This window comes from Micromonospora sp. WMMD1102 (genome assembly GCF_029626265.1).
Classification (GTDB): Bacteria; Actinomycetota; Actinomycetes; order Mycobacteriales; family Micromonosporaceae; genus Plantactinospora.
On sequence record NZ_JARUBN010000001.1, the window covers coordinates 2,757,451 to 2,771,147 of the forward strand.

Consider the following 13,697-nt stretch of genomic DNA (forward strand, 5'->3'; position numbering starts at 1 on the left):
TACTTCGTTCTGTCAACGGATGACCGGCGCCCTGGTGTCGCCGACATGGGCTGCCAGGGGCCCCATCACGTACTCGGCGTCGCGCGCCACGCCCCGCAGGGTGTTGGAGGAGAACGAGCGTTGGAACTCCAGCCCGACGTACGCCAGGCCGGGATGGGTCGTCGAGACGCCTGCGGTATGCCGGGGTGATCCGGACGGATCCAGTGCGCCGAGGGGGCGCAGATAGTCCAGGTGTGGCCGGTAACCGGTTGCGAAGATCACCGCGTCGACGGCCTCCGACGTGCCGTCCGGCCACTGCACGCCCTCGGGGGTGAAGGCGGTGAACACCGGCCGCCGGGTGAACAGCCCGTCGGTCATCGCCGCACGGTAGGCGCCGGTGTCGAGTACCGGCGTCCGGTCGACGAGGCGGGCCAGCCATGCCTGCGGCAGCGCGTCGAACCTGGTGACATCGAGCCAGTGGTGCAGGTCGCGGCCCAGGAAGACCTGCGGGACGAAGCGGACCGGCTGCCGGGTCGCGAGCGTCACCGCCGCGACCTCGGCCAGCTCGTAGCCGACCTGGACTGCCGAGTTGCCGCCGCCGACCACCACTACCCGCCTCCCGATGAACGGCTTCGGGTCGCGGTAGGCCGCCACGTGCAGCACCTCACCCCCGACGTCCTCCTGCCCGGGCAGTACGGGCAGATACGGGTTGCCGAACGAACCGCTGGCAGCCACCACCCCGGCAGCCTCGACATGCCGCCCGTCGGCGGTCCGCACCACGAACCCGGCACCACGTCCCCGCTGCACCGCCTCGACCCGCACGCCTGTGTGGATCTCCACGCCCAGCGCTGGGGCGTACCGCTGGAGATAGGCCACCACCTCGTCCCGTCCCGGATAGCGGTCGGGGTCACCCGGGAACGGCAGGTCCGGCATGCCGCTGTACCGGGCGGGGGAGAACAGGGTGAGGCTGTCGTAGTAGTGGGACCAGGAGCCGGTGGTCCGGTCGCCTGCTTCGAGGATCAGGGGGCGCAGCCCGCGGCGCTCATCGGGAGGTCCGGACGCGAGGCGTGGCCGGGAAGAGGCGCCGTCGCAGGGCGAGGCTGACGTAGACAAGGGCGACGAGGACGGGTACCTCGATCAGCGGCCCGACGACACCGGCCAGGGCCTGGCCGCTGGTGACGCCGAAGGTGCCGATCGCCACGGCGATGGCCAGCTCGAAGTTGTTCCCGGCGGCGGTGAACGCCAGGGTGGTGGTGCGTTCGTAGCTCAGCCCGATGGCCCGGCCGAGGCCGTAGGAGCCGGCCCACATGATCGCGAAGTAGGCCAGTAGCGGCACCGCGATCAGCGCGACGTCCCACGGCTGGCTGGTGATCGCGTCGCCCTGGAGGGCGAACAGGAGGACGATGGTGAAGAGCAGCCCGTACAGAGCGACCGGGCCGATCTTCGGCAGGAAACGCTCCTCGTACCAGGTGCGGCCTCTCGTGCGCTCGCCGAGCCGCCGGGTGAGGTAGCCGGCGAGCAGCGGGATGCCGAGGAAGATGAGTACGTTGCCGGCGATCTCCCAGCCGGAGACCTGCAACGCTTCACCGGACAGGCCGAGCAAGTCGGGCAGCACGGAGAGGTAGAACCACCCGAGTACGCCGAAGGCGACGACCTGGAAGACGGAGTTCAGGGCGACGAGTACGGCGGCGGCCTCGCGGTCGCCGCAGGCGAGGTCGTTCCAGATGATCACCATGGCGATGCACCGGGCCAGCCCGACGATGACCAGTCCGGTGCGGTACTCGGCGTGGTCGGCCAGGAAGATCCAGGCCAGCGCGAACATGACCGCCGGGCCGACGAGCCAGTTCAACACCAGGGAGGAGATCAGCAGTCGGCGGTCGCCGGTGACGGTGTCGAGCCGGTCGTAGCGCACCTTGGCCAGCACCGGGTACATCATGACCAGCAGCCCGACGGCGATCGGCAGCGAGATCCCGCCGACCTTCACCGCTTCCAGGCCGGCGTTCAGGCCGGGGACGAGTCGGCCGAGCAGCAGTCCGGCGACCATTGCCAGGCCGATCCAGATCGGTAGGAACCGGTCGAGGCGGGAGAGTCGGGCGACGACCGGGGATCCCGCGTCGGCTGTGGGGGCGGTGGTGGTCATCAGCACTCCCGACGGGATCCGGCGTTGGTCCGGGCCCGGGCGGCGAGTTCGGTGAGCTGCGCGGCGGCGGCTTCCAGGGCCTCGGGAAGCAGCCGGTAGTACGTGAACCGGCCGTGCGGTTCGGCGGCGACGAGGCCGGCGTCGCGCAGTTGCCGCAGGTGGCCGGAGACGTTGGGCTGCTTCGCGCCGGTGTCGGCGACCAGATGGCAGGTGCAGGCCGGTCCCTGGGCGAGCAGGTCGACGAGCTGCGCCCGGAGCGGATCGGCCAGTAACTTGATCACATCAGGCGCTTCTGATATCAGCACGCCCTGATGTAAGCATTCGTGGTCGTGCCGCGTCCAGTGCGGCCGGGTGAACATCAGGTGTCTTCGCTGGTCGCCCGCGTCCAGCGGGCGGAGGCGGGATGTTCAGGCGCTCGCCGGGCCGCCGGATTCGAGTAGGCCGGCGAGCTGGCGCAGTAGGGCCGGCCGGGCGCGGTAGTAGACCCAGGTGCCCCGGCGCTCGGCGTCGACCAGGCCAGCCTCGCGCAGCGTCTTCAGGTGGTGCGAGATCGTCGGCCCGGACAGCTCGAACGCCGGGGTGAGATCGCAGACGCAGATCTCACCGTCCGGTGCCGAGGCGATCATCGACATCAACTGGAGACGCACCGGGTCGCCGAGTGCCTTGAAGGCCGGGGCGAGCGCGACGGCGGTCTCCGCCGGGATCCGCTGCTCGCTGATCGGCGCGCAGCACGGCAGCCCGGCGTTGAGGTCGGCCAGGCTGAGTGTCGGCAGCTGCTTCGACATGGGTCTAGGTTGACAGATGTCAAAACAGTGCGCAAATCTCTGATTCGAAGAACCTCAAGACAAGGGGTCCCGGGGAAGTCTGTGGGCCGCTGACGGGGCGCCTTACGGGCAGGGGGAGTTTCGATGAGTGACGGCTTGGACCAACTGCCGGTGGCGGTGATCGGCGCCGGACCCGTCGGGCTGGCCGCCGCCGCCCACCTGCACGAGCGCGGGCTGCCGTTCACCCTGCTCGAAGCCGGGAACGGACCGGGCGCCGCCGTTGCCCAGTGGGGACACGTACGGCTCTTCTCGCCCTGGCGGTACGACGTCGATCCGGCCGCCGCCCGACTGCTGCACGACGCCGGCTGGGTCGAACCCGATCCGGCGACCCTGCCGACCGGCGCCCAACTCGTCGGCGAATACCTCCAGCCGCTGGCCGACCTCCCCGCACTCAAGCCGAACATCCGCTACCGGACCCGGGTCCGCGCGGTGACCCGGCTCGGCATGGACCGGCTCCGCACCGCCGGCCGGGAGAACGCGCCGCTGCTGCTCCGGCTGAACTCCGGCGCGGACCTGCTCGCCCGGGCGGTCGTCGACGCCAGCGGCACCTGGGCCACTCCGAACGTCCTCGGCGGCTCCGGGATCCCCGCGCACGGCGAGAACGAGGCGGGCCCGTTCCTCGAACCCGCCCTACCCGACGTCCTCGGCGCCGGCCGGGAGCGGTTCGCCGGCCGGCACACCCTGGTCGTCGGCGCCGGCCACTCCGCCGCGAACACCCTGCTCGCGCTCGCCGAACTCGCCGGCCAGGTCGACGGGACACAGGTCACCTGGGCGATCCGGGCCGGCGACCCGGGTCGCAGCTACGGCGGGGAGACCGCCGACGCCCTGCCGGCCCGGGGCGCCCTCGGCAGCCGGCTGCGGGAACACGTCGAAGCCGGCCGCATCGCACTGGTCACCGGCTTCGCCGTGCAGCGTCTCGGGCCGGCCGCCGACGGGCGGGTCGAGGTCTCGGACGGCACCCGGACGCTCGCCGCCCACCGCGCCGACCAACCCCGGCAACTTCGTGGTCAGCGAGGCGCAGTTCGGCCAGATGTTCCCGGGCCGCACCTCCTTCTACACCTACTCCGGCCTGGTCGCCGCGATCAGCGCCTACCCGGCCTTCAGCAGGACCGGCAGCAGCACCGTCCAGCGTCAGGAGGCGGCGGCCTTCCTGGCGAACGTGCACCACGAGACCGGCGGGCTCGTGCACATCGTGGAGCAGAACACCGCCAACTACCCGCACTACTGCGACGCCGGCCAGCCGTACGGCTGCCCCGCCGGGCAGGCCGCCTACTACGGGCGCGGGCCGATCCAGCTGAGCTGGAACTTCAACTACAACGCCGCCGGCAAAGCCCTCGGGCTGCCATTGCTGACCAATCCGTGGCTGGTGCAGAACGACGCCGCGGTCGCCTGGAAGACCGCCATCTGGTACTGGATGACCCAGAACGGCCCGGGCCGGATGACGGCGCACAACGCGATGGTCAACGGCGCCGGCTTCGGCGAGACCATCCGCAGCATCAACGGCTCGATCGAGTGCAACGGGGGCAACCCCGGGCAGGTGCAGAGCCGCGTCAGCAGGTACCAGCAGTTCGTCGGCATCCTCGGCGTGTCGGCGGGAGCCAACCTGTACTGCTGATCCGTCCGCCGGGGCCCGCCACGCTGTCACGGCGGGCCCCGGCATGCTGTCAAGGCGGGTCGGCGAGGGCGGCGGTGAACCGCGCCCCCACCGCCGCGACCGCGGCCCGGAGTTCGGGGCCGCCGTCGACGCGGAAGGCGAACGGTACGGTGGCCAGCCACTCCTGGGCGTACATCGCCGGATTGCCCGTGCTGCCGAGGAGCACGCACCCGTCGCCGAGTGGTTCGAGACGTCCCATCGGCGGCCGGACCCAGCGGGCCACCTCGGTCAGCGGGGCGTCGAACACCACCCGGGTGGGGAACTCCCATCCGCTGCCCAGGTTCTCCTCCAGCGTCGCCACCGGGTCGAGGTCCTCGGGCGGGACGAACCGGTGCGCGGTCTCCCGGACGGCACGGACCCGGTCCAGTCGGTAGGTGCGGATCGCGTCGGCGCGGTGCGAGTGGCACAGCAGGTACCAGCGGCCGTGCCGGACCACGACCGCCCACGGGTCGACCTCGGCCTCCCACTCGTTGCCGGACCCGCTCCGATAGGTCAACAGCACCCGTCGGCGGGCGGCGACGGCGGCGACGAGAGCACTGGCCAGGCTCGGATCGGGTCGGGCCGAAGACCGGTCGGGGGCCGCCGAGGCGTACTCGCGCAGCGCCGCCGCCTGCCGCCCGACACTTCCCGGCAGGGCCCGGATGACCTTGTGCAGGGCCGAGCCGACCAGGTCGTCGACGTGCACGGCGGTCGGCTGGCTGTCGAGTACCGCCATGACCAGTCCGATCGCCTCGGGCTCGGTGAAGACGACCGGAGGCAGCCGGGTGCCGCGCCCGAGCCGGTAACCGCCGTACGGTCCCCGGGTCGACTCGACCGGAATGCCTGCCTCGCGGAGGATCCCGACGTACCGGCGGGCGGCCCGCTCGGTGACCCCGAGCCCCTCGGCGAGTTCGCCGGCGGTCGCGCCGGGACGGGCCTGGAGGATCTCCATGGCCCGCAGTGCCCGTGCGGTCGGACTGAGTTCGCTCGGCATCCGGGCAAGACTAGGCGGTCGCCGACGGAAACCGGACGCGGATCGTCCGGAACCGGTCCTACGGTGTGCCCGGCACCGGACCCGACCCGAGCGCGCCGAAGAGGAAGAACTGATCATGGACATTCTGCTTGTCGCCGGCCTCTGGCTGGACGAATCCGTCTGGGACGGTGTCGTGCCCGCGATCGAGGCGCGCGGCCACCGTGCCGTTCCGGTCGCCCTCCCCGGCCAGGGCGACGGGTCGACCACCGCCACCCTCGACGACCAGGTGGCGGCGGTCCTCGCCGCGGTCGACGCGGCCACCGGGAAGCCCGTGGTGGTGGGGCACTCCGCCGCCTGCACGCTGGCCTGGCTGGCCGCCGACGCGCGACCGGAGAAGGTGGCCGAGGTCGTCCTCGTCGGCGGTTTCCCGACCGTCGACGGCGGCAGCTACGCCGACTTCTTCGACCTGGCCGACGGTGTGATGCCCTTCCCCGGCTGGGGTCCGTTCGAAGGGCCGGACTCGGCCGACCTCGATGAGGAGGCCCGGCGCACCTTCGCCGCCCGGGCGGTCCCGGTCCCGGCGGAGGTGGCCAGGGGCGTGGTGCGCCTGCACGACGAGCGGCGGTTCGAGGTGCCGGTCGTGCTCGTCTGCCCGGAGTTCACCCCGGCCCAGGCACGGAGCTGGATCGACGGCGGCGACCTGCCCGAACTCGCCAGGGTCAGACACCTGGAACTGGTCGACATCGACTCCGGCCACTGGCCGATGGTCACCCAACCGGTCGCACTCGCCGGACTGCTGTCGTCCGTGGCGGATTCGGTCGACCCAGGCCGTTGACCCCGGCGCCGTCGATGCCGCCGCTGTTGACCCCGGCGCCGTCGACCCCGGCGACCGCGCACGTGGACTGCCGTGGCCACCTCGTCCGGTGAACCCTGAGCCGGCCTTCCGGGGTTCACCCAGGGCGTTCCCGGATATGTCCGCCCCTGCCGGTCCGGAAGGCTCCTTCCTGACGAACTGCTCACGGGAGGTCGGGGATGAAGCGAGTACGTCGGGTTCTGGTGGCGGCGACGGCGGCCGTGGCGGTGGTCGCGGCGCCGGTCGCGGTCGCCGCCGCGCCCGAAAAGCCGGACCGCGCCGAGTCGCAGCGCCGGCTCGACGAGGTGGTGGCCGTCGGCGCGGTGGGCGCGCTGGCGGAGGTACGCGACGAGCACGGAGTCTGGCGGGGCACCAGCGGTGTCGCCGCGCTGGACACCACCCGGGCGGTCCCGGCGCACGGCCGGTTCCGGGCCGGCAGCATCACGAAGACGTTCCTCGCCGTCGTCGTCCTGCAACTCGTCGACGACGGCCTGCTGCGGCTGGACGACACGGTCGAGGAGTGGCTGCCCGGAGTCGTCCCGGACGGTCACCTGGTCACCGTGCGCCACCTGCTCGACCACACCAGCGGCTTGTACGACGTCCGGCGGACGCTGCCGATGCCGCCGCGACCGGAGTTCTTCGCGAACCGGTGGCGGACCTGGACCGCCGCCGAACTCGTCGCGCGGGCGGTGGCCGAGCCGCCGGCCTTCGAGCCGCCCGGTCGCACCTTCGGGTACTCGAACACCAACTACGTGCTGCTCGGCCAGATCGTCGAGGAGGTGACCGGCGAGTCGTACGGCGACGAGATCGCCCGCCGGATCATCCGGCCGTTGCCGCTGCCCAGAACCGAGATGCCCGGAACGTCGCCGTTCATCCGCGGGCCGCACTCGCGCGGCTACGTGCCGGTGGGGGAGGGCAGCCCGCCGCCGCTGCTCGACTACACCGAGATGAACCCGTCGGTGCTGGGCGCCGGTGGCGAGCTGGTCTCCACGGCGAGCGACCTCAACAGGTTCTTCGCCGCACTGCTCGGTGGGCATCTGCTGCCGAAGCACCTGCTCGACGAGATGCGCACGCCGGGGATCGAGGACGGGCGGTACGGCCTCGGACTGACCTGGCGGGTCACCCCGTGCGGGATCCGGGTGTACGGCAACGACGGCGACGCCCTGACGTACCAGTCCTGGTCGTTCACCACCGAGGACCGGCGCCGCCAGGTCACCGTCGCGCTGACGCCGGACTTCCGGGGTGACCCGGACGACGCCGTCGACGCCTTCGTCGACCACGCCGTCTGCTCCTGACCGGCCGTCGTCCCCGGGGCGGGACCTTGGTCCCGCCCCGGGGTGCGCACCGGCCCTGCCGACGGACCCGCCCGGGGCGCAGGTTGGAGGCAGGAGGATTGGAGGCACCGATGAGAGCAGTGGTGTACGAGGGGCCGGGCCGGAAGTCCTGGCGGGACGTCCCCGACCCCACGATCACGGACCCCCGGGACGCGATCGTCAAGGTGGACACCGTGACGATCTGCGGCACCGACCTGCACATCCTGGCCGGTGACGTACCCGAGGTCGAGCCGGGACGGATTCTCGGGCACGAGGCCGTCGGCACCGTCGTCGAGGTGGGTGCCGGGGTGACCGGGCTGAGCCCGGGTGACCGGGTGCTGGCCTCCTGCATCTCGGCGTGCGGCAAATGCCGATACTGCCGAGCGAGCCACTATGGACAGTGCCGCGACGGCGGCGGATGGCTCCTCGGCCACCGTGTCGACGGCGTGCAGGCGCAGTACGCGCGACTGCCCTTCGCCGACCTGTCCACGTACCGGTTGCCGGCGAACGTGCGCGACGAGGCCGCCGTGATGCTGGCCGACATCCTGCCCACCTCCTACGAGGTGGGTGTGCTCAACGGCCAGGTGCGGCCCGGCGACACCGTTGTGGTGGTCGGCAGCGGCCCGATCGGGCTCGCCGCGATCCTGACCGCCCGGCTGTACTCGCCGGCGCACATCGTCGCCGTGGACAGAGCGGCGAGCCGGTTGCGGGCGGCCAAGCAGTTCGGCGCGGACGTCGTGGTCGACGCCGACGAGGATCCCCGGCAGGTGGTCCTGGCCCTGACCGGCGGGCTCGGCGCGGACGTGGTGATGGAGGCGGTCGGCACGCCGCGGGCGTTCGAGACCTGCACCACGCTGGTCCGGCCGGGCGGCCGGGTCGCCAACATCGGCGTGCACGGCAAGCCGGCCGTGCTGCACCTGGAAGAGCTGTGGGGCCGCAACGTCACGATCACGACCGGGCTGGTCGACACGTACTCGACGCCGGACCTGCTCACCATGCTGGGCGCGGGTCAGCTCGACGTGGGACACATGATCACGCACCGGTTCCCGCTCGACGACTTCATGGCGGCGTACGACGTCTTCGGCCGACCGGCCGAGACCGGCGCGCTGAAGGTCGTCCTCGGCCAGGACTGATCCCTCGAATCGAGGTCAGTGCTCCAGGGTGACGGGGGTGTGGACGGCCTCCTCCAGGTCTCCGGAGGCGGCCACCAGGAGGCGGTGTCCCAGGTCCGACAGGGCACGGGCCACCGCGACCTCCTCCCCGACGAGCCCGGGGGTCGACCCGTCGGGCCGCAGCCGCGCCTGGCCGGCGCCGACCAGGTCGTCGCGGATCTCGTCGTAGAGCTGTGCCTCGGCGTACGTCCGGCCGTCCGCCGCGCCGACGAGGATCTCCACGTTCCAGCGCTTCACGGCGCTCATCTCTGACTCCTCACTGAACTGACCTGGTCGCCGGACCCGGTCGGGCGACCGCGCCCGGGTGGTCAGTCGGTGACCGACGCGAGTTCCCGGACGACGGCGACCGGGCAGTGCGCGTGGTGCAGCAGTTGCTGGCTGATCGAGCCGAGCAGCAGCCCGCCGAAGCCGCCGTGTCCCCGGGTGCCCACGATCACCAGCTGGGCGTCCCGGCTCGCGTCGACCACCACCCGGCCGGCCGGCCCGGGGGTCACCTCGACGGTCACCCGGACCTGCGGGTATCTGCTCCGGCCGTCGGTGAGCACCCGGTCGAGTTCGGCCCGCTCGACCGCCGCCTGCTCCTCGGGGCCGTAGCCCGGCGGCTGCCAACGCGGGGCGATCGGCGTCCAGGCCCGGACCACCCGCAACTCGGCGTCGCGGGCCGCCGCCTGCGCGAAGGCGTACTCCAGGGCGAGCTGCGCACCGGGGGAGCCGTCCACGCCGACGACGACGGGGCCGTCCGGCCGCTCCCGCTCGCCCCGCACCACGACGACGGGACAGTGCGCGTGTGCCGACACGGCGACGGTGGTGGAGCCGAGGAGGAGGCCGGTGAAGCCGCCGTGACCACGGCTGCCGAGTACCAGCAGCCGGGCCTGTCGGGACTGCTCCCGGAGCAGGACCGCCGCCGGACCGTCCTGCACGGTGCCGGTGACCACCACCCGGGGGTGGGTCTGGAAGGCGTCGAGGATCGCGGAGTCGAGCATCTTCCGCGCGTCCTCCCGGGCACCCTGGTCCGGCCAGCTCGTCGCCACCGGGGCGACCGTACTGGCCACGGCCGGCCACTCGAACGCGAAGAGCAGCGTCACCTGCGCACCGGTACGGGCGGCCTCGGCCAGCGCCCACGAGAGGGCGGCCCGGGCACCGTCGGAGGCGTCGTACCCGACGACGATGGGGTGTGCGTTCATGGCTTCCTCCACCGGCTTCCCGCCGGACTTCTCCGGGACACGCCCGCCGACCGGGCTCCCAGGACGGAACGTAACCGCGGCCGGGGCCCGCGGCGTAGGGCCGATGGTCCCGCCCGGCGGGTGACCCGCTGTCCGTGACGGCGGGCCGAACGGCATCCCGAGAGGAAGAAGGGTCGCTCGCCACCGGCGGGCGGGCCGTTCGACCCTGTCCGGTTCCGCCTCGGACGGCGTGCCATGGAGGGGAGGACCCGTTCCGGCGGGCAGACCGTGGAGATCCCGGTCCGTGTGCCGGCCGGCCGCACCCGTGGGTGCGGCCCGGACCTACCGGCGGGTGTGCCCGGGAAGGAGAAGGCCATGAAGAAATGGACGGTGCGGGACGTGATGACCGCCGACGTCGTGGCGGTGCCCGAGGACGCCAGCTACCGGACCATCGTCGACGTCCTCGCCGACGGCCGGATCAGCGCGGTGCCGGTGGTCGACCCGACCGGGCAGGTCGTCGGCGTGGTCTCCGAGGCCGACCTGCTCTACAAGGTCGAGTTCGCCGGAACCGCCGGTGGACAGCGTCGCATCTTCCCCAGCCGGCGGCGCTCGCCCCGGGAGAAGGGCGCGGGCAGGACCGCGCGGGAGCTGATGAGCACGCCCGTGGTGACCGCCGGGGTGGACACCTCGCTGCCGGCCGCCGCACGTCTGATGACGGAGAAGGGCGTCAAGCGGCTGCCGGTGGTGGCGCCCGACGGCAGCCTGGTCGGGATCGTCTCCCGCGCCGACGTACTGAAGGTGCACCTGCGCCGGGACGAGGAGTTGCGGCGGGACGTCGTGGACGAGGTGCTGCGCCGGACGCTGTGGCTGGAGCCGTTCGAGGTGCGGGTCGTGGTCGACGGCGGGGTCGTGACGCTGGACGGCCACCTCGACCGCCGCACCCTGGCCGAGCTCACGGTCCAGCTGGTCGGATCGGTGCTCGGCGTGGTCGCGGTGCGCGACCACCTCAGCTACGACCTGGACGACGCCGAACTGGCCCGGTCCCGGTGGAACCGGTCGCACCCGTTCAGCGCCACCGGACCGTCGGCCTAGCCGCCTGCCGTGCGGCGGCTGCCGGGCAGGGCGGGGTTCGGCATCGCCACGGGACCTTCGCCCCTGTCCGCCGGCCGCGGGTCGGGCCAGGCTGGAGATGCGGAGGTGATCACGATGGCTCGGGCGGAACGATGGACCGTCGACATCGTCATCGAGGAGTGCGACGACGAGCGGCGTACCCGGGCGGAGGCTCGGCTCCAGACACCGCAGCGGATCGGGCTGGTCGGTTACGGCGTGGCGTGGCGCAACCCGGCGGACCGGCGGGTGCCGGAGATCGGCGACGAACTCGCCGTCTCGCGGGCGCTCGCCGACCTCGCCCACGGGCTGCTGCTGGCGGCGGACGACACCGGACGGACGGCCCGCGCGCGACGACTCCGCGCGGCAGCGGGAGGTGCGAGATGAACTACCGGATCGCGATCAACGGTTTCGGCCGGATCGGCCGCAACTACCTGCGCGGGCTGCTGGACCGGCGGCTCGCCGACGACGGCTTCGAGGTGGTCGCCGTGAACGACCTCTGCGAGCCGAGGGTACTGGCCCACCTGCTGGCCTACGACTCGACGTTCGGCCCGCTCGACGCCGACGTCGCCGTCGACGGTACGGACCTGGTCGTCGACGGCCGCCGGATCGCCACGTTCGCCGAACGGGAGCCGGAACGGCTGCCCTGGGCCCGGCTCGGCGTCGACCTCGTCGTGGAGGCGACGGGCCGGCTGCGTACCCGGGACGCGGCGGGGGAGCACCTCAAGGCCGGCGCCCGACGGGTGCTGCTCTCCGCACCCGGCAAGGGCGTGGACGCCACGATCGTGGTCGGCGTCAACGAGTCGGCCTACCACCCGGCGCAGCAGGTGATCTCCGCCGCGTCCTGCACCACCAACTGCGCGGCGCCGATGGTCAAGGTGCTGGCCGACACCTTCGGGCTGTCCCGTGGCTACCTGACGACCGTGCACGCGTACACGAACGACCAGACGGTGCTGGACGCCCCGCACAAGGACCTGCGTCGGGCCCGGTCGGCCGCCGTCAACATCATCCCGACCGGCACCGGGGCGGCGAAGGCGATCGGCCTGGTGCTGCCGGAGGTCGCCGGCCGGCTGGACGGGGTGGCGCTGCGGGTGCCGGTGGAGGACGGCTCGATCTGCGACCTGACCTGCGAACTCGTCACCCCGGCGTCGGTGTCGGAGGTGAACGGGGCGTTCGCCGCGGCGGCGGCGGACGGACCGCTGCACGGCGTGCTGCGCTACACCGACCGGCCGCTGGTCTCCCGGGACGTCGTCGGCGACCCGGCCTCCTGCGTCTTCGACGCCGCGCTCACCCAGGCGGCCGGGACGCTGGTAAAGGTCTTCGGCTGGTACGACAACGAGTGGGGCTATCTCAACCGGCTGCTGGACCTCACCGTGCTGATCGCCGGGCGGGACTGACGGCGGCTGGTGCGGGCCGTTGGTCCCTGGTAGCCCGCCCCGGCCAGCAGGTGTGATGAAGAGGACGACGACGAGGAGGTCGTGATGTCGACCATCAGCAAGGCCCGGGGCGGACTTCTCCCGCTGGACTGGGTCAGCAGCCTGTCCATGTTCCCGCTGCTGGCGCCGGCCATCCGGATCGAGGAGTTCCTGGAGGGCGAGACGTACACCCTCCGGGCGGAACTGCCCGGCACCGACCCGGCCAAGGACGTCACCGTGACGTGCGCGGACGGCGAGCTGCGGCTGCACGTCGTGCGCTCCGGCGAGCGGACGGACCGGACCCGCTCGGAGTTCCACTACGGATCCTTCTACCGCACCGTCCCGCTGCCGGCGGGCGCCCGGGAGGAGACCATAACCGCCGAGTACGCCGACGGGATCCTGACGGTCAAAGTGCTGGTCGGTACGCCCGAGAGTGCCGGCAGGAGCATCCCGATCGCGGTCGGGACGGACGGTAGCTGACAGCGCCCGGCCCGCTCGACGCGGGCCGGGGCGGAGTCGGGCTCGGTCGGCGTACCGGGCCCGACGCCGTTGGCACGGCGATTGGGGACGTGATGACAAGCACCCGCGTACTGCTGGCCGAGCAGCCGTTCCTCGCCGGCCTGGCGCCGGGCTGGCTGGACCGGCTCACCGCCTACGCCCACCCGGTGTACCGCAACCGCGGCTACCGGCTCTTCGCGGCCGGGCGGTCGGCGACCCGGTTCTGGCTGCTCCGCTCCGGGCAGGTGGCGCTGGACCTGCCCACGCACGGCCGGGGTGACGTGGTGATCGAGACCGTCGGTGGGGGCGAGGTGCTGGGCTGGTCCTGGCTGTTCGCGCCGCACCGCTGGCAGTTCGGGGCGATGGCCGTCGAGCCGGTCCGGGCGGTCGAGTTCGACGCGTCCGGGGTACGGCACCTGATGGCGGACGACCCGACGCTCGGGTACGAGCTGAACCGCCGCTTCATGGCCGTCATGCTGGACCGGCTCCAGGCCACCCGCACCCGCCTGCTCGACCTGTACGGCTACCCGGAGTACCGCGCCTCGTAGCCGTAGCCGTAGCCGTAGCCGTGGCCGTAGCCGTGTGGTCCCGGGTACGTGTGGTCCCGGGTGCGTGTGCTGTCGGGCC

General features: G+C 72.6%; 17 protein-coding genes and 2 pseudogenes. 10 read left to right on the forward strand and 9 right to left on the reverse strand.

Annotated features, from left to right (window positions below):
• Positions 1 to 12 precede the first annotated feature (12 nt).
• The 4 genes from O7626_RS12190 to O7626_RS12205 form a co-directional block, all read right to left on the reverse strand.
• Positions 13 to 1,092: an NAD(P)-binding domain-containing protein gene (locus O7626_RS12190; protein ID WP_278061277.1), complete on the reverse strand. Its 1,080-nt coding sequence runs from the start codon at positions 1,090 to 1,092 to the stop codon at positions 13 to 15.
• Positions 1,022 to 2,119: an ACR3 family arsenite efflux transporter gene (gene arsB, locus O7626_RS12195; RefSeq protein WP_278061278.1), complete on the reverse strand. Its 1,098-nt coding sequence runs from the start codon at positions 2,117 to 2,119 to the stop codon at positions 1,022 to 1,024. Before arsB ends, O7626_RS12190 begins: the two co-directional genes overlap by 71 nt.
• Entirely contained in the window at positions 2,119 to 2,400 is a 282-nt protein-coding gene (locus O7626_RS12200) for a metalloregulator ArsR/SmtB family transcription factor (RefSeq protein ID WP_278061279.1), read from the reverse strand. Before O7626_RS12200 ends, arsB begins: the two co-directional genes overlap by 1 nt.
• A gap of 126 nt (positions 2,401 to 2,526) precedes the next feature.
• Positions 2,527 to 2,904, reverse strand: a complete 378-nt coding sequence (locus O7626_RS12205) for a metalloregulator ArsR/SmtB family transcription factor (protein ID WP_278061280.1) — start codon at positions 2,902 to 2,904, stop codon at positions 2,527 to 2,529.
• A 123-nt stretch (positions 2,905 to 3,027) separates the two neighbouring features.
• On the opposite strand from O7626_RS12205, the pseudogene O7626_RS41520 reads away from it, so the two are divergent.
• A pseudogene (locus O7626_RS41520) lies at positions 3,028 to 3,231 on the forward strand (FAD-dependent oxidoreductase); the annotation flags it as partial.
• A gap of 119 nt (positions 3,232 to 3,350) precedes the next feature.
• On the opposite strand, the gene O7626_RS41525 reads toward O7626_RS41520, so the two are convergent.
• On the reverse strand, positions 3,351 to 3,500 hold the full coding sequence (locus O7626_RS41525; protein ID WP_347404779.1) for a hypothetical protein: 150 nt from the start codon (positions 3,498 to 3,500) through the stop codon (positions 3,351 to 3,353).
• A gap of 73 nt (positions 3,501 to 3,573) precedes the next feature.
• Positions 3,574 to 3,990, reverse strand: a complete 417-nt coding sequence (locus O7626_RS41530) for a hypothetical protein (RefSeq protein WP_347404780.1) — start codon at positions 3,988 to 3,990, stop codon at positions 3,574 to 3,576.
• Between O7626_RS41530 and O7626_RS12215 the strand changes: the two are divergent.
• Positions 3,926 to 4,558: pseudogene (locus tag O7626_RS12215) on the forward strand (chitinase); the annotation flags it as partial. The gene O7626_RS41530 and the pseudogene O7626_RS12215 overlap by 65 nt on opposite strands.
• 49 nt (positions 4,559 to 4,607) lie before the next feature.
• Here the strand turns inward: O7626_RS12215 and O7626_RS12220 are convergent.
• Positions 4,608 to 5,570 carry a WYL domain-containing protein gene (locus tag O7626_RS12220; protein ID WP_278061282.1) on the reverse strand — a complete coding sequence of 321 codons (963 nt, stop codon included), beginning with the start codon at positions 5,568 to 5,570 and terminating at the stop codon, positions 4,608 to 4,610.
• A gap of 115 nt (positions 5,571 to 5,685) precedes the next feature.
• Here O7626_RS12220 and O7626_RS12225 point away from each other — a divergent pair, with 115 nt between their 5' ends.
• The 3 genes from O7626_RS12225 to O7626_RS12235 all read left to right on the forward strand — a co-directional run bounded on the left by O7626_RS12225 (position 5,686) and on the right by O7626_RS12235 (position 8,848).
• Positions 5,686 to 6,384: an alpha/beta hydrolase gene (locus O7626_RS12225; protein ID WP_278061283.1), complete on the forward strand. Its 699-nt coding sequence runs from the start codon at positions 5,686 to 5,688 to the stop codon at positions 6,382 to 6,384.
• A gap of 197 nt (positions 6,385 to 6,581) precedes the next feature.
• Complete coding sequence (locus O7626_RS12230) at positions 6,582 to 7,697, forward strand: serine hydrolase domain-containing protein (RefSeq protein WP_278061284.1); 1,116 nt, start codon at positions 6,582 to 6,584, stop codon at positions 7,695 to 7,697.
• A gap of 110 nt (positions 7,698 to 7,807) precedes the next feature.
• Positions 7,808 to 8,848 (forward strand): zinc-dependent alcohol dehydrogenase family protein, encoded by a 1,041-nt coding sequence (locus O7626_RS12235; RefSeq protein WP_278061285.1) that lies wholly within the window; start codon positions 7,808 to 7,810, stop codon positions 8,846 to 8,848.
• Positions 8,849 to 8,863: 15 nt separating this feature from the next.
• Here the strand turns inward: O7626_RS12235 and O7626_RS12240 are convergent, their stop codons facing one another.
• Positions 8,864 to 9,133 (reverse strand): dsRBD fold-containing protein, encoded by a 270-nt coding sequence (locus O7626_RS12240; protein WP_278061286.1) that lies wholly within the window; start codon positions 9,131 to 9,133, stop codon positions 8,864 to 8,866.
• A 62-nt stretch (positions 9,134 to 9,195) separates the two neighbouring features.
• On the reverse strand, positions 9,196 to 10,071 hold the full coding sequence (locus tag O7626_RS12245; protein WP_278061287.1) for a universal stress protein: 876 nt from the start codon (positions 10,069 to 10,071) through the stop codon (positions 9,196 to 9,198).
• A 354-nt stretch (positions 10,072 to 10,425) separates the two neighbouring features.
• Between O7626_RS12245 and O7626_RS12250 the strand changes: the two genes are divergently transcribed.
• From O7626_RS12250 to O7626_RS12270, 5 genes are all read left to right on the forward strand, one after another.
• Positions 10,426 to 11,142 carry a CBS domain-containing protein gene (locus O7626_RS12250; protein WP_278061288.1) on the forward strand — a complete coding sequence of 239 codons (717 nt, stop codon included), beginning with the start codon at positions 10,426 to 10,428 and terminating at the stop codon, positions 11,140 to 11,142.
• Between the two features lie 114 nt (positions 11,143 to 11,256).
• The gene (locus O7626_RS12255; protein WP_278061289.1) at positions 11,257 to 11,544 is read left to right on the forward strand and encodes a dsRBD fold-containing protein; all 288 of its coding nucleotides are present in this window, start codon (positions 11,257 to 11,259) and stop codon (positions 11,542 to 11,544) included.
• Positions 11,541 to 12,554 (forward strand): type I glyceraldehyde-3-phosphate dehydrogenase, encoded by a 1,014-nt coding sequence (gene gap / locus O7626_RS12260; RefSeq protein ID WP_278061290.1) that lies wholly within the window; start codon positions 11,541 to 11,543, stop codon positions 12,552 to 12,554. Before O7626_RS12255 ends, gap begins: the two co-directional genes overlap by 4 nt.
• Before the next feature lie 84 nt (positions 12,555 to 12,638).
• The gene (locus tag O7626_RS12265) at positions 12,639 to 13,052 is read left to right on the forward strand and encodes an Hsp20/alpha crystallin family protein (protein ID WP_278061291.1); all 414 of its coding nucleotides are present in this window, start codon (positions 12,639 to 12,641) and stop codon (positions 13,050 to 13,052) included.
• 92 nt (positions 13,053 to 13,144) lie between these two features.
• Positions 13,145 to 13,618, forward strand: coding sequence for a cyclic nucleotide-binding domain-containing protein (locus O7626_RS12270; protein ID WP_278061292.1), 474 nt, complete (start codon positions 13,145 to 13,147; stop codon positions 13,616 to 13,618).
• Positions 13,619 to 13,697: the final 79 nt, after the last annotated feature.